This is a genomic window from Streptomyces sp. NPDC059371, assembly GCF_042751995.1.
GTDB lineage: Bacteria > Actinomycetota > Actinomycetes > Streptomycetales > Streptomycetaceae > Streptomyces.
This window is the reverse complement of the sequence record NZ_JBHYXD010000040.1, coordinates 14,908-34,914: the sequence shown is the minus strand read 5'-3', so window position 1 is coordinate 34,914 and position 20,007 is coordinate 14,908. Positions and strand designations below refer to the sequence as shown.

19 protein-coding genes are annotated in these 20,007 nt (G+C 71.9%); 12 read left to right on the top strand and 7 right to left on the bottom strand.

Annotation, left to right across the window (positions count from 1 at the left end):
• Nucleotides 1-3 precede the first annotated feature (3 nt).
• Nucleotides 4-2,388 (bottom strand): SpoIIE family protein phosphatase, encoded by a 2,385-nt coding sequence (locus tag ACFXGX_RS22660; RefSeq protein ID WP_384794148.1) that lies wholly within the window; start codon nt 2,386-2,388, stop codon nt 4-6.
• Between the two features lie 133 nt (nt 2,389-2,521).
• The gene (locus ACFXGX_RS22655) at nt 2,522-3,214 is read right to left on the bottom strand and encodes a TetR/AcrR family transcriptional regulator (RefSeq protein WP_384794145.1); all 693 of its coding nucleotides are present in this window, start codon (nt 3,212-3,214) and stop codon (nt 2,522-2,524) included.
• A gap of 91 nt (nt 3,215-3,305) precedes the next feature.
• Here ACFXGX_RS22655 and ACFXGX_RS22650 point away from each other — a divergent pair, with 91 nt between their 5' ends.
• Nucleotides 3,306-3,998 carry a class I SAM-dependent methyltransferase gene (locus tag ACFXGX_RS22650; protein WP_384794142.1) on the top strand — a complete coding sequence of 231 codons (693 nt, stop codon included), beginning with the start codon at nt 3,306-3,308 and terminating at the stop codon, nt 3,996-3,998.
• 206 nt (nt 3,999-4,204) lie between these two features.
• Here the strand turns inward: ACFXGX_RS22650 and ACFXGX_RS22645 are convergent, their stop codons facing one another.
• Genes ACFXGX_RS22645 through ACFXGX_RS22630 form a run of 4 tightly spaced genes read right to left on the bottom strand, consistent with a single transcriptional unit; the run spans nt 4,205 to nt 7,069 of the window.
• Complete coding sequence (locus ACFXGX_RS22645; RefSeq protein WP_384794139.1) at nt 4,205-4,399, bottom strand: hypothetical protein; 195 nt, start codon at nt 4,397-4,399, stop codon at nt 4,205-4,207.
• Nucleotides 4,399-4,824: a hypothetical protein gene (locus ACFXGX_RS22640; protein WP_384794137.1), complete on the bottom strand. Its 426-nt coding sequence runs from the start codon at nt 4,822-4,824 to the stop codon at nt 4,399-4,401. Before ACFXGX_RS22640 ends, ACFXGX_RS22645 begins: the two co-directional genes overlap by 1 nt.
• A gap of 47 nt (nt 4,825-4,871) precedes the next feature.
• Complete coding sequence (locus ACFXGX_RS22635; RefSeq protein ID WP_384794134.1) at nt 4,872-6,362, bottom strand: sensor histidine kinase; 1,491 nt, start codon at nt 6,360-6,362, stop codon at nt 4,872-4,874.
• A complete protein-coding gene (locus ACFXGX_RS22630; protein ID WP_384794131.1) occupies nt 6,359-7,069 on the bottom strand; it encodes a response regulator transcription factor in 711 nt (236 codons plus the stop codon). Before ACFXGX_RS22630 ends, ACFXGX_RS22635 begins: the two co-directional genes overlap by 4 nt.
• A gap of 298 nt (nt 7,070-7,367) precedes the next feature.
• Between ACFXGX_RS22630 and ACFXGX_RS22625 the strand changes: the two genes are divergently transcribed.
• The 7 genes from ACFXGX_RS22625 (at nt 7,368) to ACFXGX_RS22595 (ending at nt 13,297) form a co-directional block, all read left to right on the top strand.
• Nucleotides 7,368-8,228, top strand: a complete 861-nt coding sequence (locus ACFXGX_RS22625) for a hypothetical protein (RefSeq protein WP_384794128.1) — start codon at nt 7,368-7,370, stop codon at nt 8,226-8,228.
• Nucleotides 8,229-8,992: 764 nt separating this feature from the next.
• Nucleotides 8,993-10,165 carry a hypothetical protein gene (locus ACFXGX_RS22620; protein ID WP_384794125.1) on the top strand — a complete coding sequence of 391 codons (1,173 nt, stop codon included), beginning with the start codon at nt 8,993-8,995 and terminating at the stop codon, nt 10,163-10,165.
• A gap of 172 nt (nt 10,166-10,337) precedes the next feature.
• Complete coding sequence (locus tag ACFXGX_RS22615; RefSeq protein WP_384794122.1) at nt 10,338-11,015, top strand: DUF4232 domain-containing protein; 678 nt, start codon at nt 10,338-10,340, stop codon at nt 11,013-11,015.
• A 726-nt stretch (nt 11,016-11,741) separates the two neighbouring features.
• Entirely contained in the window at nt 11,742-11,906 is a 165-nt protein-coding gene (gene rpmG, locus ACFXGX_RS22610) for a 50S ribosomal protein L33 (RefSeq protein WP_384794120.1), read from the top strand.
• Nucleotides 11,907-11,991: 85 nt separating this feature from the next.
• Entirely contained in the window at nt 11,992-12,252 is a 261-nt protein-coding gene (locus tag ACFXGX_RS22605) for a type B 50S ribosomal protein L31 (protein WP_384794117.1), read from the top strand.
• Between the two features lie 54 nt (nt 12,253-12,306).
• On the top strand, nt 12,307-12,429 hold the full coding sequence (gene ykgO / locus ACFXGX_RS22600) for a type B 50S ribosomal protein L36 (RefSeq protein WP_361693717.1): 123 nt from the start codon (nt 12,307-12,309) through the stop codon (nt 12,427-12,429).
• 262 nt (nt 12,430-12,691) lie between these two features.
• A complete protein-coding gene (locus ACFXGX_RS22595; protein ID WP_384794112.1) occupies nt 12,692-13,297 on the top strand; it encodes a GPP34 family phosphoprotein in 606 nt (201 codons plus the stop codon).
• 255 nt (nt 13,298-13,552) lie between these two features.
• Here ACFXGX_RS22595 and ACFXGX_RS22590 read toward each other — a convergent pair whose 3' ends face one another.
• Nucleotides 13,553-14,710, bottom strand: coding sequence for a hypothetical protein (locus ACFXGX_RS22590; RefSeq protein ID WP_384794109.1), 1,158 nt, complete (start codon nt 14,708-14,710; stop codon nt 13,553-13,555).
• A 363-nt stretch (nt 14,711-15,073) separates the two neighbouring features.
• Here ACFXGX_RS22590 and ACFXGX_RS22585 point away from each other — a divergent pair, with 363 nt between their 5' ends.
• From ACFXGX_RS22585 to ACFXGX_RS22570, 4 genes are all read left to right on the top strand, one after another.
• Complete coding sequence (locus ACFXGX_RS22585) at nt 15,074-16,066, top strand: LacI family DNA-binding transcriptional regulator (RefSeq protein WP_384794106.1); 993 nt, start codon at nt 15,074-15,076, stop codon at nt 16,064-16,066.
• A 581-nt stretch (nt 16,067-16,647) separates the two neighbouring features.
• Complete coding sequence (locus ACFXGX_RS22580) at nt 16,648-17,958, top strand: ABC transporter substrate-binding protein (RefSeq protein WP_384794103.1); 1,311 nt, start codon at nt 16,648-16,650, stop codon at nt 17,956-17,958.
• 8 nt (nt 17,959-17,966) lie between these two features.
• A complete protein-coding gene (locus ACFXGX_RS22575; protein ID WP_384794246.1) occupies nt 17,967-18,947 on the top strand; it encodes a carbohydrate ABC transporter permease in 981 nt (326 codons plus the stop codon).
• Nucleotides 18,944-19,840 (top strand): carbohydrate ABC transporter permease, encoded by an 897-nt coding sequence (locus ACFXGX_RS22570; protein ID WP_384794100.1) that lies wholly within the window; start codon nt 18,944-18,946, stop codon nt 19,838-19,840. Before ACFXGX_RS22575 ends, ACFXGX_RS22570 begins: the two co-directional genes overlap by 4 nt.
• The last annotated feature ends 167 nt before the right edge of the window (nt 19,841-20,007 follow it).

The following is a 20,007-nucleotide window of genomic DNA, read 5'->3' as shown; positions in this document are numbered from 1 at the left end:
GCGTCAGAAGCTGTCCGGGCTCCCGGCGTCCGAGTCCTGGGCCAGCGTCTGTTCCGTCCAGATCGTCTTGCCCGGGGCGGCGTAGCGGATGCCCCAGTTGTGGCTCATCTGCGCGCAGATGAACAGGCCGCGTCCGCCCTCGTCGGCCGTACGGGCGTGGCGCAGGCGCGGAGCCGCTCCGCCGGCGTCGCTGACCTCGCAGGTGAGCGTGGCGTCCTTGATGAGGCGCAGCCGGATCGGCGGCGCTCCGTACCGCAGGGCGTTGGTGACGAGTTCGCTGACGATCAACTCGGTGGCGAAGGCGGTCTCTTCGCCCACCCGCCACCCGCGGAGCCGTTCCTGGGCGTGGTGCCGTGCCGTCGCCGCCGCCGTGGGCTCGAAGTCCAGGTCCCAGGTGGCGACCCGGTCCGGCGGGAAGGCCCGGGTGCGGGCGAGCAGCAGGAGGACGTCGTGGTGGCCCGCCGTGTCGCGCAGCCGGTAGAGGACGTCGTCCCGTATGTCGCCGAGGGGGCGGTCGAGGTGGGTCAGCGCGATCCGCAGCGGGCCCTTCGCCCGGTCGCCGTCCGGGGTTTCGGGGACCGGGAAGGTCGTGGTGCGCAGCGCGAGCACGCTGCCGTCCCGCACGGGGACGGAGGCGGTGGCGAAGGGAGGTCCGTCCCGGCTGCCCAGAAGGGGGCCCGTCGGGATCTGCGGCACGTGCACCACACCGCCGGGATGGGCCACGACGGGCGCGGGGTGACCGGCGGAGGCCATGACGCAGGCTTCCTGGAGCGGGTCGTGGACCGCGTAGACACAGCCCGCCCTGAGCGGCTGCCGGCGCAGCGGATCGCTCGCCGGCAGGGACTCCCGCTCGTGGGCGAGCCGTACGACCGCGTCGTTGAGACGGGCGAGCAGTTCGTCGGGATCCAGGTCCAGCGCCGCGAGCGTATGGATCACGGTCCGGATCTGGCCCATGGCGGTGGCGGCGTCGATGCCGCTTCCGCTGACCTCGCCGATCACCAGGGCGGTGCGCGCCCCGGGCAGACCGAAGGCGTCGTACCAGGTGCCCGCTCCCGCGTCGGCGGGGACGTGCAGCGGCGCGAATTCCATGGCGGTCCGTGACGGGGGCTCGGGCGGCAGCAGATGGCGTTGCAGCGCCGACGCGATGGTGTGCTCGCGGGTGTAGCGGCGGGCGTTGTCGATGCTCAGCGCGGTGTGCGCGGCCAGTTCCTCGGTGACGGCGAGGTCGTTTTCGTCGAAGGCGTCGTACGGTCGTACGCGATAGAGGCTGAGCAGTCCGAGCACGGCGCCCCGCAGGGCCAACGGGGCGGTGAGCAGCACCCGGGCCCCGGAGGCGCGGATGGCGCGGGCCCGCTCCGGATCGGCGCACAGCCAGGGGGTGTTCCTGTCCAGCGTGACGGTTCGCGGCTTGAGATCGCTGAGCACCTGCGAGTACGGCGTCGGCGTCGGCACGGCCCGGACGTCGCCGACGGGATGGGCCTGCGCCCGGTGGGAGGGGCCTTCGAGACGGAAGGCCGCGCGGCGCAGCGGGATGTCGCGCCCGAGGGGGCTGAGCGGGGGATCCTCTCCCCGCACCACGGCGTCGACCACCTCGACCACCGCGATGTCGGCGAAGCCGGGCACCAGCGCCTCGACCAGTTCCTGGCAGGTCGTGACGACGTCCAGGCTCCGGCCCACCCGCTCTCGTACCGAACCGAGCGCCTGGACACGTCTGTTGCTCCGCATGGACTCCGTGACGTCGGTCATGGAGACGACCACGCCCCGCGCGTTCCTCAGGGGGAACGCCGAGATGTCCGCGAAGCGCTCCCGGGACGAGGCGTCCACCGGGTCGAGCTGAACGGCGTGGTCGGTGACCGGCGTGCCCTCCGTGAGGACGCCCCGCAGGAGGTCCTCGAACTCCTGAGGGCGGGAGGGGCGGATCACATCGCCGACCGGCCGGTCCAGAGCCTTGCCCGCTGTGACGCCGACCAGTGCGCAGGCCGCCTCGTTGACGCTGAGGACGCGCAGCGCGGGGTCCAGGACGAGGAACGCGTCGTGCGTGTTGGCGTGCAGGATGTCGAAGACCGCGGTCGGTGTGTCGAGGCGGGCGCCGTCGCCGTCCGCCTCGAAGACGCCCCAGGCGACCGCGCCGTCGGAGAGCGGCACCACCATGATGCGGAGGTCGACCGGGCTTCCGTCGACGTCGTGGATGACGAGAGGCCCGGATCCGGGTGTCGTGCCGTAGCCGGAGTCGCCGCCGAAGTTCCCGAGGTCGGGCGCCACCAGGGTGAGGGCCGTCCGTCCCACGGCCTCGGAGTCCGACCGCAGCCAGATTTCGCGCGCTCTGCGGCTCCACCGGAGGACGACGCCCGCGCCGTCGACGACCATCAGCGGAGCGGCGGCGGTCACCGGCCGTCACCTCCGCCGCGCCTCCGGCCGGGCACCCCCGTGTCCGGGGGCGCCGTCGACGGCTGAGTCACCGGCGGAGGCCAGGTCGAGGACTGTGGCCTTTTCGATCCTTTTGGCCCATAAAACCATCATTCTACGACGTGGGGTGGTCGCTCGCCGGTGCGGCGGGGTGCTCGGAGGCCCGGTCGGCGTCCGGTGGCAGCAGCGACCGCAGGGCCATGTCCGTCAGCCGGGCTTCTTGAGCGGCCCGGTCCGGCATCACCGCACTGCGGAGCGGGCGTCCGGCGAGGAGCGAGATCAGCCACCAGGCGGCGGTGTCCGCGCTGATGTCGTCGCGGATGTCGCCGTCGCCCTGGCCGCGGCGCAGCAGGCCCGCGAGGGCTTCGGCGAAATTCCGGTGGATGTTCCGGGCGGCGTCGCCGAGGGCCGGATCGTGGGCCAGGGCCGCCGCGTCGGCGAAGAGGAAGCCGTGGGCGCCGCGCTGGTGGAAGCGGTCCATATGGGCCGGGTCGAGGAAGGCCGCCAGCACGTCGGGGACGGGGCGTCCGGTGTCCGCGGCCTCGGTCAGGAGCGCGGTGACCGCTGTGGTCACGTGGTCGAGGGCGGCCTGGTAGAGGGCGGACTTCGACCCGAAGTGCTGGAAGACCACCGGTTCCGTCACCCCGATGCGGCGGGCGATGTCCGAGACCTTGCCCCGTTCGTAGCCGGTTTCGGAGAAGACCTCGGTGGCCGCGGCCAGGATCGAGGCGCGTCGCTCGGGGGCGGGCATCCGGGTGCGCGTACGGGTCTTGCCCTGGTGGGCGGAGGTCTTCTCGGCGTCGGTCACATCGGCCATCGTAGGCCCGTTGCGCATTTTCTTAGTCGGGACTAAGTTGGGCACTTACTTAGTCGCAACTAAGTTAGGGAGAGTGATCGGCATGTCCATCGGGCGCCTCATGCAAGGAAAAGCGCACGCGGACACCCCCGGGGTGACGATCGGAGCCCCGCGCGCCTACGAACTGTGCGGAGCGGTCTGCTTCGCGGGTCGGCGCAACCGCGCCTTTTCCCGGCTGGCCGCGCTGAGCGGGGCCGAGAGCGGGGACCGCGTGCTGGACGTGGGCTGCGGCACCGGGTATCTGACCCGGCGGATGGCCGCTGTCGTCGGGCCGCGGGGAACGGTGACGGGCGTGGACCCGTCGCCCTCGGTTCTCGCCTACGCGCGACGCAGGAGCGGCGCCGGACAGGGCGCCGCCTGCGCCTACCGGGAAGGGGTCGCGGAGAACCTGGACTTCCCGGACGGGTCGTACGACACCGTCGTCACCAGCTTGATGCTGCACCACCTGCCCGAGGAACTCCGGCCGGCCGCACTCGCGGAGATGGGGCGCGTCGTGCGGCCGGGCGGACGCCTGCTGGTCGTCGAGTTCCGGCCGCCGCGCGGCGCCCTCGGGCGTCATCTGGTGCACGGCGGCCTGGGCCACGCCATGTCCCACAACCGGACCGACCTGCTGGACGGGCTCGTCACCGGTGCGGGCTTCGAGATCCGGGGGAGCGGCGACGTCCGCCCGTGGCTGACGTACGTCCAGGCCGTCCGTCCGGTGTCCCGAGAGCGGACGGACCGGCCGAGCCGGTGACCCACGAGCCGCGGCGGCCGGGGGGAACGACCCGCCGCCGCCCCCGGACAGCCCGGTGGCGCCAACTCCGCACACCACCTGCGGCGTCGGCTCCCGCGCACTCCGTGTGACTTCAACTCCCGTACGTCACACGATGGATGAAGGCTGCCGGCCGGTGCCCGGTCGGCCGGGCTCGCCGCGGAGTGCGAACTCCGTCTGTCGTGGCGTCAGTCGTCGGCCATGGCCGACTCGGCCGAACTCGCCGCGGACTCGGCGTCGTCGACCAGTTTCTGCAGATGGGCGACATCCGTGGACGCCGGGCCGGGCGACGCGGGGGCGTTCCCGGTGTCACCGGAGCCGCCGCACGCGGTCAGGAGCAGGGCGGCCACGGCGAGGGCCGCCGCCGCACGTCCCGCGCGCATCAGGAGCCGGTCCCGTCGTCGTGGCTCGCACACCACTTGCGGACATCCGACAGATCCTTTTGGCGGCTCTCCAGCGTCGGGACGAGCGAACGCCGGAAGGTCAGCCGATGGTCGAGATAGGTCTCGATCTGCGTGTCCCCGGCGGACTTGGCGTTGGCCAGGCGCTGCTCCAGCCTGGCGATCGAACCGCGCTGCGAGGCGTCCCCGTTCAGTCGGCCGAGGATGCGCTCGATCCTCCGGTCGATCTTCGGCGCACGCTTGCAGAGAACCTTCGCGCCGTCACCCGTAGGCGCGCCCGAGGGGTGCGTCGCGGTGCCGTCGGCCGACGCGGCTCCCGCGGCGCCGAGCAGCGCGCCCACCGCCATCAGCGCGACGACGGTCTTCCCGGCCCTCGGTGCCGCCGGCTTCCTCGATGTCCTCGCCATGCCGAACTCCTTTTCGTTCCGGTGCGGTTGCCCGCACGGTCGGCACGCTAGGAGTCGTCTTTGTGGAATTCTTGTGGCCGGACCCCGGCGGTCGTGATCACCCAGTTGCGCGGTGCGGGGAGTGCCGGCTCCCCACCGGGTCCGCCGCCGTACAAGGGGAGCGCGACCTCGATCCGGGTCCCCGTTCCGGTCGGCGGTTCGAGGACACGGACTCGGCCCCGGTGCAGGTCGACCTGCTGGGCAACCAGGGTGAGTCCGAGGCCCGAGCCCGGACTGTCCGGGCGGCACTCGAAGCGCTCGAAGACCGCCGCGCGACGCTCGGGCGCGATCCCCGGCCCCTGGTCGTCGACGCACAGGACGGCGTGGCCGCCGCTCGCCCGCAGCGTGACGTCGATGCGCGCGGGGCGTCCGTCGGCGCAACCGCCGTGCACCAGCGCGTTGGTGAGGAGGTTGTCCACGACCGTGCGCAGTCCCGGCTCCCAGCCGTGGACCCGCGTCCCCGGCGGACAGTCGCCGGCGATGCGTGCGAGCGGATGGCGCCGCCGCTGCTCCCGCACGCTCGCCTCGACGACATCCGCGAGGTCCACCGGACCGAAGGCGTCCGCCTCGACCAGGTCACCGTGGCCGAGCTCGCGCAGCATGACCAACAGCCCCAGCAGCCGGGCGTGTTCGCGGCGCAGGTCGTCCAGGACCTCGGTACGGTCGCGAGCGGGCAGCGCGGGATGCTCGCTGAGGATCTCCAGGTTGGTCTGCATGCTCATCAGCGGTGTGCGCAGTTCGTGCGCGGCGGCCGAGGCGAACGAACGGGCGGTGGCGAGCGCCTCCTCGGTCCTCGCGGCCTGTTCGTCGTAGCGGCTCAGGACCGTCTGGAGGGTGTGCGCCAGATCGTCGACCTCGGCGATCCGCACCGGCGCGTGGTCGAGGCGGGCGGTGCTGGTCCGCGGATCCAGACCGCTCGCGCTGTCCCGCAGCCGCCGCAGCGGACGGCTCGCGCGGCCCGCCACCGCACCGGCCAGCAGCCCCGACAGCGGCGCGGCGAGCAGCGCCACGGTCACCACACGCCTGCGCACCAGGCGCAGTTGGGTGTCCGCCGCGGTGTCGGGCGCGAAGAGCCAGAGCGTGCCGCGTACCCCGGGACGCGTACCGGACACCCGCTTGGAAAGGACCCGCCAGGAGTCCCCGCCGGCGCGCAGCGTGACCGGCGCCGGCGCGCTCGCGGGAAGCGTCACCCCCTGGTCGGGCTGGGGGCCGCCCGTGTACGTGTCGGACGGGCCGATCAGCCGTACGCCGACATCCAGGGCGGAGGTGAACAGCCGCCTCTCGCGGGCCCGTTCGACCGCCGCCGACCGGTCCGCGGCACTCACGCGCAGCAGCCCGCGGGCGTCCTTCGCCACGGCCGCCGCGCTCGTCCGCAGGTGGGCGTCCTGCTGGCCGTGCAGATCCGCCGCGACCAGCCGCAGCAGCAGCCAGCCGGTGGCCAGCACCAGAACCGGCACGGTCGCGCCTACGGCGAGGGCGATACGGGTGGACAGCCTCATCGTCCCGCCCCCGCCCCCGGCCCGTCGTCGCGCAGCACGAACCCCACGCCCCGCACGGTGTGGATGATCCGGTCCCGGCCCGGTACCTCCAGCTTGCGCCGCAGATAGCTCACGAACGTGTCCACCGCGTCGGAGCGCACGTCGAAGTCGTACCCCCAGACCCGGTCGAGGAGCTGATCCCGGCTGAGCACGATGCCCGCGTTGCGCGCCAGGACGTGGAGCAGCTCGAACTCCCGCCGGGTCAGCTCCAGTCGCCGCCCGTCCAGACTGACCGTGCGCGCCGTGGGATCCAGCGACAGCCCGCCCACCCGTACGGCGTCGGTGTCCTTCGGCGGCCGGCGCCGCAGCAGCGCCCGGAGCCTGAGCACCAGCTCCTGCAGCGCGAACGGCTTCACCAGGTAGTCGTCCCCGCCGGCCTGCAGCCCTGCGATCCGGTCACCGGTCTCGTCGAGCGCGGAGAGCATCAGGACGGGTACGTCGTTGCCCCCCTCGCGCAGCGTCCGGCACACGTCGATGCCGCTGAGACCGGGCATGGAGATGTCCAGCACGATCGCGTCCGGCGGCGTCCGCCGGGCCGCCTCCAGCGCGGACCGGCCGCCGTCGGCGAGATCCACGGTGAAACCGCCCAGCCGCAGGCCTCGTTCGAGTGACCGCCGTATCGCCGCGTCGTCGTCGACGACGAGGACCCGGCACAGATCTCCGCCCATCCATCACCACACCCCGGCTCGCAGGAACGGACCGTTCGGGCCGGCCCGTTTCGTCGCTCATCGTGCACCAGAGGCTTCGTCGGCGGACCCCCGCGGTCCACCCGTACGAAGGTGTGACCAGGCACGAAGCGGTCCGCCCGTACACGGCTGTGGCCAGGCACGAAACGATAACGAAGGACTTCGCGGGGGGTGAGGAAATGCCAGCGCGGCGTAATGTCCCGCCTGTCCTGGGCGCTCGTGGGGGGTGGCCCGGTGTGGGGAGGGGTGTGTCATGGCTGCCATGACGCGGGTTCGAAGAGTGTCCACTGTCGTCCGGGTCCGGCTGATCGCGACGGTCTGCGCGGGGTTCCTGTGCGTGTCCCTGGCCGGGTGCGGCGAGCACGGCTCGCCGACGGCCGAGGCGTCGACGGCCTCCGCCAGTACCCTGGCGTCCGCGACGCCGTCGTCCGCGGCCGCGTCCACGCCCGAGCCGGCGCCTTCGGTCAGCGAGGCGGCGACGCCGACGGAGACTCCGACCACGGAGGAGGCCACGACGGCAGCCTCCCAGGAACCGGTGCAGGCCGGCGGCTCGGGGGCGTCGGCCCTGTGGGGCAAGGCGTACAGCGGCACCGCGAGCATCTCCGTCGACATCTACGACCACTGCTCCACCGACGGGTCCCGGCGCCTGGCGGGCAGTCAGACGTACTCCATGAACAGCACCCTCAACCTGGGTCGGCCGGAGTCCGGCGGCGATCAGGCCGACAGCAACCCGTTCTCCATGCTGTTCGCCGCGGGCTACGCCTCCCAGGCCGGCGCGGTGTCCTTCCGGTCGTCGTCGGTCAGTACGGTCTCGAGCCAGGACCTGGCGGGCAACTACCGGGATCCGAATCTCCTGCTGACCTACTGGAACATCGGCTGGTCCGACGGCGAGCTGGACGCACGGCTCACGGATCCGCACGAGCGGGAAGCCATCGTCCTGAACCTGTTCAACTGGCCCGGCCTGGTCGTCGCCTGCCGCTCCGAATTCGGTCAGATGCCCGGCGGCTTCCCGCACGCGCTGGCCGCCGGCACGACGTTCACGGGCCGCCTCGACAGCTCCGGGGCGTCGCTCACCGCCGAGGGAAGCACCACCGACGGCGTGGTCGCGTTCAAGTTCACCTTCGACGGCACGGCCTCGTGACGTCCTTATCGGCCCCCTTCCCGCGGACGACCACGACGGGACGGCGGGACGGCGGGGCGACCGCAGCGGAGTCGGCCGGATGACGACATCGGACCGGCTGGACACCTGGGGCATACGCATCGCCGAGCGGGCCGCTCCCGGGGAGAGCGGGTTCGCGGCGCAGACCACTCGCGCCTACGCCGCGGGCGGCGCTCCCCGCCGCAACCTCTTCTCCTCGCCACGTCAGGCGCCCGGAGGCATGGGCGGCGGAGCGGTCGCCGTGCTTCCCGCCGTGCTGGAAGGGCTCGCGTACGCCGCCGAGTCGCTGAACTCCGCCCTGGGCAGACCCGAGTTGAACAACCTGCTGTCCGCGACGGGACTGCTGGTCGGGTTACGGGCCGAGCGGCGCGCCGAGGCCGCGACCCGGCGACCCGGGGAGGACGGTACGGCCTCACCGGATGAACGCCCGCCGGCCGGGCAGGGCACACCATCGCGGCCGCCGGCGTCACTGCCACCAATACCGTTACCGCCGAGGCCGGTGCCGGGCGACTGGGGAGAACCGGGCGGTGCGGCCGACGGCGAGGACGTGTCCGGAGCCGCGCCAGGAGTGGCGTCAGGAGCCGTGCCAGGAGCGGCGGTTCCTCCGGGCGGCGCGGCCGCCGGTTCGAGCGCCCCCACGGCGGACGTCGTACGAGCCGCCCTGCGCATGAGCGCGCGGCTCCGGGCCCGCGGGCTGGCCCCGGACGAAGCCGACGAACTGACGGCACGGCTCATCGCCCGTCGGCATGCGCGTCCGATGTGTGGCGCGGGCCGGGACCACCCGGGTCCGGCTCCTGTCGACGCTGCTGTGGCCCCTGGCCCTGTTCGCCGAGTTGCTGGTGACGATGCCGGGGGCGCTTGCCGCGTACGTGCTGCTGGGCGCGTCCGCCGACAGAGCCGGCCGGCAGGTCCTCGCGCTGGCCCACGAGTCGCTGGCCGGGCAGCCCGCCTGGTGGGCGACGCTCGCCGTCGCGCTGGTCTGGCCGCTGGCGACAGGAGAGCGATCCGCACGGAGGGATCCGCCGATCACGGATCGGTCCGCGGCGGCCGGGTCGGCGACGGCAGGGCCCGGGACGTCCGTCCCCGCGGTAACTCGGTCAGGTGCGGCCCGGTCCGCGGCCGTCCACGCGGCGGCCGTCCTGCTTCCGGCGGTGCTGCTGCTCGTCGGGCTGCTGCCGCTCGCCGCCCGCCCGGCCGGCGGAGTCTTCGCCGATGACCCGGCGGGGCAGACCACCCCGGTCGCCACGCGGGCACCGGGCGGCGGCGGAACCGATGCCGGAGCGGGGGCCGGAACCAGTGGCGGGGCCGGAGCCAGTGGCGGGGCCGGGGCGACGGCCACGGCGTGTCCGAGCGGTGCCGCGCCGCGGGATCCGAGCCGTCCCCCGGGACTCCCGGCCTTCACGGCCGGCGAGCCGTCGCCGTCCACCGGCGGTCCGGATCATGCGGGGGGACCCCGCACCTTCCGCACGCTCGCCGTCGTCTCCGCCGATCCTCTCTCGGGCACCCGCTCCCAGGCCCAGGAGGTGGCCGACCGTCTGCGCGGGGCCCGCTGGACCCTGCGCGACGACGGCACCCTGGCGGCCGACCTGGCCGAAGTCCCCGTCCTGCGCACCACATCCGTCGACGGCACGACACGCCTGCTGACCGGGGAGCGCACCCGGCGCACGGACGTCAGCGCGACCACGACCTGGATGGAGGCCCGCCTCGTCACCGGCGCGGGCCCGACGGTCCGGCTGGACCTCGTCAGGGCCGTGACCGGAGCCACGCGAGCGGTGGTCGACTGCCGCGAGTTCGCCTCCAGGTCGACCACCGCGCAACGCCTGTCGCTGACCTTGTCGGACACGGCCCAGGCCGCTCCGGTGTTTCCGGCCGGGAGGCCGGGGCTGTCCTCCGGTCCGGCCGTCCCCGGGGATCGGTAGCCGCCGCGTCACCGTCGTGTCACAGGCCTGTGCGCGCGTGAACCGCGGCAGCCGTCCGTCGATCTACAGCGACGAGTGCCGGTGAACGTCCGGCATCTGAACATCTCAATCGGGGGACTACATGCAGTACGGGATGCACTCCGGGTCGCGTGGCCGCGGAGCCGCTCTGGCCATGGCGGCCATGTCGGCGGCCACACTCCTCATGACCGCCTGCCAGCCCGGCCCGGACACCGCGGGTTCCGGCACCACCTCGCCGTCGGGCACCGCGAAGAAGCCGGCTGCCTCGGCCTCCCCGACGCCCGCGAAGCCGTCCGGCGGGACGGGAACCCCGGCCAAGCCCGCGGGCGACTCCTCTCCCAAGGCCCCCGCCTCGGTGCCGGCCACCGCGACACCGGCGACGAAGACCAAGACGTGCGCGGCGGAGTCCCTGAAGGCGTTCATGTACCAGGCCGACGTACGCCCCCCGGGCACCGGAACCGGCGCCGCCGTCGTCGAGTTCACCAACATGTCCGGAGCGACGTGTGCACTCCAGGGGTACCCGACCGTGGCGGGCGCGGCCAACGGCTCCCCCGAGAAGAACAAGCCGCTGACGGTGAGCCGGACGGGCCCCTCGGCCAAGGTGGTGCTCGCCCCCGCCGCGAAGGCGTGGGTCAAGATGACGTTCGTCCAGGTCCAGGGCGAGGCCGACGGCTACTGCGTGTCCGGGTCCACCCCGGTCAGCTATCCGACTCTGGTGGTGGGTCTCCCCTCCAGCGGAGCGCACCAGCTCGCCCTGGAGGACGGCGGAGTGCTGGCCGAGTGCGACAACAAGGTGACGGTCACGGCCGTCACCGCGACGAAGCCCTCCTGACCGTCACCGGCGCGCCGTCACCGCCGTCGGCCAAGGCCGTGAACCGGCGGCTTCGGCACCCGCCGGTGTGGGGCGTCCCGCGAAGCGGTCCCCAGGCTGCCGGAGCGGGGCCGTGCCGGTCACGGTCCTGCCGGTGGTGACCGGATCGACCCACCGGGCGGGGCCTATGGACCGGGTCCGGCCCGGTCCTATGGAACGGGCCCAGGACCTGGGGAGACCCGGCCGGAGCCGTGGAACAGGCCGGCGACCCGGCGAGGTGTTCGGACCCTCGCCCTGGGAATCCTCGGCCTCGTCGTCGCCCGGGACGGGCCGCGGGCCCGGTTGCGGGCCACGACCCCGGTCGGCCTCCCGCTGCTGACCGAGGCGGCGGCCGTGATCGGCTCCCATCTCCGCTCCGAGCGGGAGCTGGGCCGTCTCGCGCCGGACGCGGACGCCGACACGCCGGCGCTCACGCTGATCGGGACCGGACATCTGCTGTTCGCGGTCGGGACCGGACATCTGCTGTTCGCGGGCCGGGAGGGCACCCCGCCCGACCCGGAAGAGATCCGGCGGACGGAGCTCGGTCGTCGCCGGTGCCGTACGCGAGGTGTAGTCGCGCCGGGTCCGGCGTGTCGCACGCCACGTCCGGGTTCCGGGAATGCCGGCACCCGGTGCGCTGTTACAGCTCACGTAACTGATTGGCATGCGCGAGTCAAGGCTCGTGCGTGGTAGGTGAAGGAGGACCTCATGGCACGCAGTACCGCGCGACCCGTCGTCAAGCTGAGGTCGACGGCCGGGACCGGCGTCACGTACGTGACGCGCAAGAACCGCGTGAACGACCCCGACCGGCTGGTCCTGCGCAAGTACGACCCGCTGGCGGGCCGGCACGTCACGTTCCGGGAGGAGCGCTGACCGCACGCCGGGCGTACCCGGCGGACGCACCCGTCGTATCGCCGTCGTCCGCAGTCGAACCTGCCCTACCCGAGGAGAGAACCCCGTGAGGTCCCGCATTCATCCCGCGTCCCGTCCGGTCGTCTTCCGGGACCGTGCCGCCGGCGTCGCGTTCCTGACGCGGTCGACCGCGCACTCCGCCAGGACGATCGAGTGGGAGGACGGCGCCGTTCACCCGCTCATCGACGTGGAGATCTCGTCGGCGAGCCACCCCTTCTACACCGGCAGGTCGCGGGTCCTGGACACCGCCGGCCGCGTGGAGCGCTTCGAGCGCCGCTACGGCCGCACGGCGTCGAACCGGCACTGACCGCCGGAGCACGCCGAGTTCGGCAGAAGGCAAGCACAGAAGGAGGACAGAGCCATGAAGGTACGCGCGTCACTGCGCTCGCTGAAGTCCATGCCCGGGGCCCAGGTGGTCCGCAGGCGCGGGGTGGTCTTCGTCGTGAACAAGAAGAACCCGCGCCTGAAGGCCCGCCAGGGCTGACGGCGCATCAGGTGAAGGTATCCGGTCCGGCGGGCACTCCATGTGTCGGCCGGACCGGCCCGTGCGGGCCACACCACGGCACGTCGCCGACCGGCCGAGCTCGCGGCTCACAGACGCACCGGTGTGCCGGGAGTTACGATCACGAGCGTGACGTGCCCTTCCTCCGCGGACGACGGATCGCCCGCGGAGGGCGGTGCGGTGGATGCGCTGGATCCGATGCGTGACGGTCGCGCCGGGCGAAGTACTCCGAGGGGAGCCGTTCGTGACCACGGCCAGGGACTTGTTCATCATCACGATGGACAAGGAGCCGGAACGTTCTGTGGGGCAGGGCGACCTGTCGCTCGCCCTCGCCGGAGCCGAGGTGATCGATCTCCTCGCCGGCGAGGTCATCACGCTGGACGGTGACCGGATGACCCCGGCGAGACAGCCGGCCACGAACGACCGTCTTCTGGGCGAGGCGGCGTCCTCGCTCGTGCGGCAGATTCCGTACGAGCGCGTCCAGGACTGGCTGTGGCGCAGGGGGCGTGATCTGGCCAAGGCCTATCAGACCGACCTCGAACAGACGGGCCAGCTCACCCGGCAACGGCGGGGTCGGCTGCCCTTCGGCCCCGACCGCATGGAGCTGGTGGACTCACCGGCCCGCAGCCGGGCGATGCACCGCTGGGCGGCGGACGAGCCCGTCCTCGCCGCGCTCGCCGAAGTCGTCGGAATCCCCGCCGAGGAGACCGATGACAACGCGTCGGTCGAGGACGAGGCGGTGACGACCGTCCTGGTCGCCGTGCACGACGCGGTGATGGAACTCGAGGCCGTCCGCCAGCGCCGGGTCATCGAGAACGCGGCGTTCGCCAACATCTGGCGCGGCGCCTGACGCGTCCCGGGCCGACGAGGGCCCGTACCGGACGAGCAGCCGCCTCGACGTGGGCGGTGCGCCCGAGGCTCAGGAGCGGCCGAACGGCCGTACCGCGCGGGGCCGGCCACCGACCGCGTGGGCCTGGCCACCGGGCCGGGGCTCGCGGCACGAGGGCCGGGGACCACGTCACGAGGGCCGGGGTTCGCGCCACGGGGGCCGGGTGTGATCGTGACGGGCGCGGGGGCGGCCGGTGCGCCGTCCCCGCGCCCCGGGTCACTCGGAGGCCTCGCGGGCCCGCCGCTCGCTCTCGCGCGCTTCCTGGAGGTGGGCGTCGACGCGCTGCGCCCGCCGGGGCAGCAGCGAGTCCGTGACGCGCTGGAGCGTCTTCGTCAGCGGATGCCTGTCCTGCCCCTGAGCGGAACCCCGCGCGGCGGACGCGGCATCGCGGTACTCGGCCATCTCGGCGAGCGCCGCGTGCGCGAGCTCGGTGGCCTCCCGGTACAGGTCGCGCGACTTCGTCATCGCCTCCAGAGCCTCGGAGTACGAGGCCACCAGGGCCCGTGCGTGGACGAGTTCCTCTTCGAGGGTCAGCAGGCTCCACTCCTCGCGCAGCGCCGTGAAGGCCGCCGCCGCGTCGTCCGGCAGCGGCCAGGGCAGCGCCGCGAACTGCACGACCTTGTCGAGCAGTTCCGTGGGCTCGGAGCCGTCCAGGAAGACGCTGCGCACCCTGAACGCCTGCTCGTCGAACCCGGTCCGCGCCGGTGTGCCGGACAGGATGACCGCGCCGCCCCGCGGCACGGACGTCCCGAGGTCACCGAGCGCCCAGTTGACGGCGTGGAACTGCTCGGGGGTGGCCCGGTGTTCCACGACGCGATACCGCAACGCGGGCGGCAGCAGCCGGACCAGCGGGAGGCGGCCCTCGGCGTCGGGGGTCATCGCCTCGTGCACGACGACGTTGATGCTCCAACTGTGCCGGGCGATGTCCTTGAGCAGACGGCGCAGCGCCGCGTCGTCCTTGGGCAGCGGGTTGACGTCCTGGAACAGCAGCCCGGCCGCGGCGTCACGGTCCCAGGAGAGGCCGCTCCGCTCGGGCCAGAGGAGCGCGGCGGGGGAGGGCCACCGGGGATCCCAGGGCCGCTCCGCCTCGGCGGTCAGCGTCCAGCGCCGCTCGCCGTCCACGTGCGCACGTCCGTCGGTGGTGAGCCGCGCCCGCACGGTCACCTCGTCCTCGACGAACCAGCGGGCCTCGAAGACAAGCCCGTCCGGGGTCGTGGAGTTCTCCTTCTCCAGGAAGTCCTGGATCCTTTCCCTGTTCTTCAGTTCCCGCAGGTGCTCCCGGACGGCCGCCTGCGGGGCGGGACCTGTGTGGCGCCCGGCGGCCAGCCAGACCGTTTCCGGGGCGGTGAGACGCTCTGTGGAGGACTTCGGCATGAGTCACTTTGCTGCTGGGGTGTGGTGTGCCCTCCCAGTATGGTCATCTTTGGCCGAGAGCCGGGAGGCGAGGCCCCTCGGGATCACGGACCTCCGCCATCGGGTGACTATGGGCTTTTCGTTGACGATTGACCGTATTGAGGTCATCTCGAAGACTCCGAGCGAGCCCCTGACCCCGGTGCCGGCCTGCCGGGGCTGCCCGCGCGGCCGGGGCCCCGGCCGCGCGCCGGGAGCCGCCGCGACGGAGGTCCGGCCCGCCGGAGCGCGCGGACCTGCGCGGATGCGCGACGGGTCACGACCGGCCGGAACCTCGCCGACGGGCGGGCGCCGGTAGGGTTGCGGTCGGAGAAGGGGCGGACGCCGATGCGGCAGCGGGTGACCATGAGTGACGTGGCGCGGGCCGCGGGAGTCTCGTCCGCCACCGTCTCGTATGTCCTGAGCGGAAAACGACCGGTCACGGAGGAAACGCGCGAAGCGGTCGAATCGGCCATCGAGCGGCTCGGCTTCACCCTCAACCCCGTCGCCCGCAGCCTCCGTACGGGCAAGTCCACCATGGTCGCCCTGGTCGTGCCGGACATCGCCAACCCCTTCTACGCGCTGCTCGCCCGCTCCATCCAGGACGAGTTGCGCGGCCGGGGCTACCACGTGCTGGTGAGCAGCACGGGAGCCCGGCGGGACGAGGAGGAGGCGCTGCTGCGCGAAGTGGTGCACCAGCGGTTCGCCGGTGTGGTGATGACGCCGTTCCGGCTCCCCATCGACGCCTTCGACGTGCTGCGCGCCGCCGGAATCCCGGCGGTGGTCAGTGCCGACGTCTCGTTCGGTGACGTCGATCTGGTGACGCCCGACGCCGACGGCGCGGTCGGTGAGGCGCTGGCGCACGTGGCGGCCACCGGCCGGCGCCGCATCGGTGTGATAGCCGGTCCGCTGGACGCCGCGGGCGGTGATCCGCGCCTGGAACGCGTCCGGCGGCACGCGGCCGAGGCGGGGCTGCGCATCGCGCGGGAGCACATCGTCCACGGCGAGCACACACGCGAGGCGGGAGCGGAGGGCTTCGAACGGCTGATGCGCGCGCGGCTCCGGCCCGAGGCGGTGCTGTGCGGCAACGACATCACGGCCGTCGGCGCCATGGACACGGCCGAGCGTCTCGGGCTCGACATTCCCGGCGATGTGTCGCTGGTGGGGCACGACGACATCGAGTTCGCCTCGCTGGTCCGGCCGCGCCTGACGACCATCCGCTACCCGGCGCGCGAGGTCGGCCGCGTCGCGGCCGGGCTCCTCCTGGAGCAGATCGACGGCCGGACGCGGCGAAGGACCGTGCGGGTCCGCACGACGTTCGTGGCGCGCGCGTCGGTCTGACGGCCGCGGCCTCCTCGGCCACGCGCGGCCGTCCGGCAGTCGTGAACCGCCGTCCCCGCCACGCCTGTTCCCCTGCGCGCCTTTGCCGGATCGATAGTCGAGGCCTGTGGCGTAATCGATTACGTTGCGCGAGACTGAGAGTCGGACGAACGCCGACCGGGGGTCCGCAGCCCCCTGACCCGTCATCGGTCTGCCGTATTTGGCAGAGAATGGCCCGCTCGTCGATGTGCGCTGCCTGTAAACAAATTCAACCAGTGACTGTTTGCTTTTGGGTGTCTGCGTCGCGAAAGCCAACATCGCCGATGTGGGCGCCCGGCCCGCCGTGTGCGGGTCGGCGAACCGGGCGAGGTGATGGCCCGACAGCCCGACAGCCCGTGCTGGTGGCGTTCGCCCCTTTTCCGAGCCCACGAGGGCAGTCCGTGACGTGTCGGTCACGTTTCGGGTAAGGCGGGTGCGAGGTCTTGACGCGGTGACGACATGAGGCTGTCATTACGCCCACGTTGTTCGGTCGAGTTGGTTTCTGATCGATTTCCGGCCTCCCCGCCGCCCAACTCGACCGAACCCTGCCCTCAGGAGCCGTCATGCACCTTCCCCTCTCGGGTCTGTCCGCCCCAACGCCCAGCCGTCGCACCCTCATCCGCGGAATCGGCGGCGCGGTCGCCCTCGGCGCGGGCGTACCCCTGTTGAGCGCCTGCGGCGGCAGCGGCACGGCGTCGGACCCCAAGACGGTCACCGTCGGCTCCAACGCGTCCGACGCCGTGCCGAAGAAGGCCTTCGCCGACGTCTACGCGGACTTCAAGAAGCAGTCCGGCATCGCGGTCGACGTCAACACGAAGGACCACAACACCTTCCAGGAGCAGATCAACTCGTATCTCCAGGGCACGCCGGACGACGTCTTCAACTGGTTCGCCGGGTACCGCATGCAGTTCTTCGCGGCCAAGAAGCTCGCCTCGCCGATCGACGACGTGTGGGCGAAGATCGGGGACAACTTCCCCGAGGCGATGAAGAAGCTCAGCAAGGGCGAGGACGGCAAGTACTACTTCGTTCCGATGACGACGTACCCGTGGGCGGTGTTCTACCGCAAGAGCGTGTTCCAGCAGCACGGCTACAAGGTCCCCACCACCTGGGACGAACTCATCGCCCTGTGCAAGCAGATGAAGAAGGACAAGCTCGTCCCGATCGCCTTCGGCGACAAGGACGCCTGGCCCGCGATGGGCACCTTCGACCAGATCAACTTCCGCCTCAACGGCTACGACTTCCACGTCCAGCTCATGGCCGGCAAGGCCTCCTGGACCGACGCCAAGGTCAAGGCCACCTTCGACCACTGGGCCGAACTCCTCCCGTACCACCAGGACGGCTTCATGGGCCGCACCTGGCAGGACGCCGCGCAGACGCTGGTCGCCAAGAAGGCCGGCATGTACATCCTCGGCACCTTCGTGGCCCAGCAGTTCACCAAGAAGGAAGACCTGGACGACCTCGACTTCTTCCCCTTCCCGGAGATCGACTCCGCGTACGGCCAGGACACCGTGGAGGCACCCACCGACGGCCTCATGGTCAGCAAGGCCCCCAAGAACCACGCCGGAGTCCTCAAGCTGCTGGAGTACATGGGCAGCCCGGCCGCGGAGGAGCTCTACCTCAAGGGCGACCCGAGTGTCGTGGCCGCCTCCAGCAAGGCCGACACCTCCGCGTACTCGGCGCTCCAGAAGAAGGCGTTCGACATGATCGGCGGCGCCAAGACCCTGACGCAGTTCATGGACCGCGACTCCCGGCCGGACTTCACCTCGACGGTGATGCAGCCCGGACTCCAGAAGTTCCTCCAGAACCCCAAGGGCGTGGACAGCTTGCTGTCGTCGATCGAGCGCCAGAAGAAGCAGATCTTCGCGACCGCGTGAGCGACATCATGACCACCGACACGACGACGGACTCCCCGGAGGCGGCCACCGAGCCGCCCCCGGGCGCCGCCTCCGCACCGAAGCGGGCCGCACGGGGCCGAAGGCGCCTGCTGACCCGCCGAGACCGGTTCACGCTCGCCCTCATGGCGGGCGTGCCCACGGTCCTGCACGTGGCCCTGGTCTGGGTCACCGCCCTCGCCTCCATCGCCCTCGCCTTCACCACCTGGGACGGCATCGGGTTCGACTCGATCAAGTGGGTGGGCCTGGAGAACTTCAAGCAACTCTTCAACGACAACCCGCAGTTCTGGCCCGCCGTCCAGCACAACGTCATCTGGTTCGTCGTCCTCATCCTGATCCCGACCCCGTTCGGCCTGTTCCTCGCCGTCCAGTTGGACAAGAGGATCCGCTTCAGCCGGGTCTACCAGACCGCGTTCTTCCTGCCGGTCGTCATCTCGATGGCGTGCATCGGCTTCGTCTGGCAACTCGTCTACAACCCGGACACGGGCCTGATCAACAGCCTCATCGGCGCCAACGAGCCCGGTCACTACATCGACTGGATCGGCGACCCCGACCTCAACCTGTGGGCCGTCCTCGTCGCGGCCTCCTGGCGGCACACCGGCTACATGATGATCCTCTACCTGGCCGGCCTCAAGGGCGTCGACCCCTCCCTCAGAGAGGCCTCCGCGCTGGACGGCGCCAACGAGTGGCAGACGTTCAGACACGTCATCTTCCCGACGCTGCGCCCCACCAACACCGTCGTTCTGGTCGTCACCATCATCGAGGCGCTGCGCGCCTTCGACCTGGTCTTCGTCTTCAACAAGGGCGCCCAGGGAACCGAGTTGCTCTCGATCCTGGTGACCAACAACATCATCGGCGAGTCGAGCCGCATCGGGTACGGCTCGGCGATCGCCGTGGTCCTGCTGGTCATCTCCCTCGTCGTGATCGTCCCCTACCTGATCGCGACCTTCCGGAAGGAGCGACGAGCGTGAGCGCCTCCACCCTCGCGACCGGCGCGCCCGGGCAGCGCACCCCGCTGCGCCCGGCCCGCGTCCTGCTGCACGTCTTCCTCGCCGGTACCGCCCTGGCCTGGCTCGCCCCGCTGCTGTGGGCGGTCTTCTCGGCCCTGCGCCCGTACAGCGAGACCAGCGACAAGGGCTATGTGTCCTGGCCGGACACGCTGAACCTCGACAACTTCAAGAACGCGTTCGAGCAGTCGGACATGACGCACTACTTCGTCAACACCCTGCTGATCGCCGTGCCGGCCGTGCTGCTCACCCTGTTCCTGTCGTCGATGGTCGCTTTCTACGTCAGCCGCTTCGACTTCCGGCTCAACCTCGCCCTGCTGCTGGTCTTCACGGCCGGCAATCTGCTTCCGCAGCAGGTCATCATCACCCCGCTGTACCGGCTGTATCTGCTCACCGACCTGCCGGGCATCACGGCGAGCGGCAAGCTGTACGACTCCGCGCTCGGCCTCGTGCTGATCCACGTGGCCTTCCAGTCCGGGTTCTGCGCGTTCGTGCTCAGCAACTACATGCGCTCCCTGCCGGACGAGCTGACCGAGGCCGCGCTCGTGGACGGAGCCTCGGTCTGGCGGCTGTACTGGCAGATCACCCTGCCGCTGTGCAAGCCCGCGATGGCGGCCCTGGCGACCCTGCTGTCGATCTGGATCTACAACGACTTCTTCTGGGCCCTCGTGCTGATCTCGACCGGCGAGAACATGCCGATCACCTCGGCCCTGAACAACCTCTCCGGCCAGTACTTCACGGACCCCAACCTGGTCGCCGCCGGCGCCCTGCTCACCGCGATCCCCACGCTCGTCGTGTACTTCGCGCTCCAGCGGCAGTTCGTCAGCGGTCTGACCCTCGGCGCCAACAAGAGCTGAGACGACACCACCCGAAACTCCCAGGCGGCTTCACGTGAAAGAGAACGACGTGCCCCCATCCTTCACCCCCGTGGCATCCGTACCCGTGGGGGGGCGCCCCCCCCCGGGGGCCCCGTACGGGGGGGGCTGCGGTCGTGGCCCACGGGCGACTCCCCCCCCCCCGCACC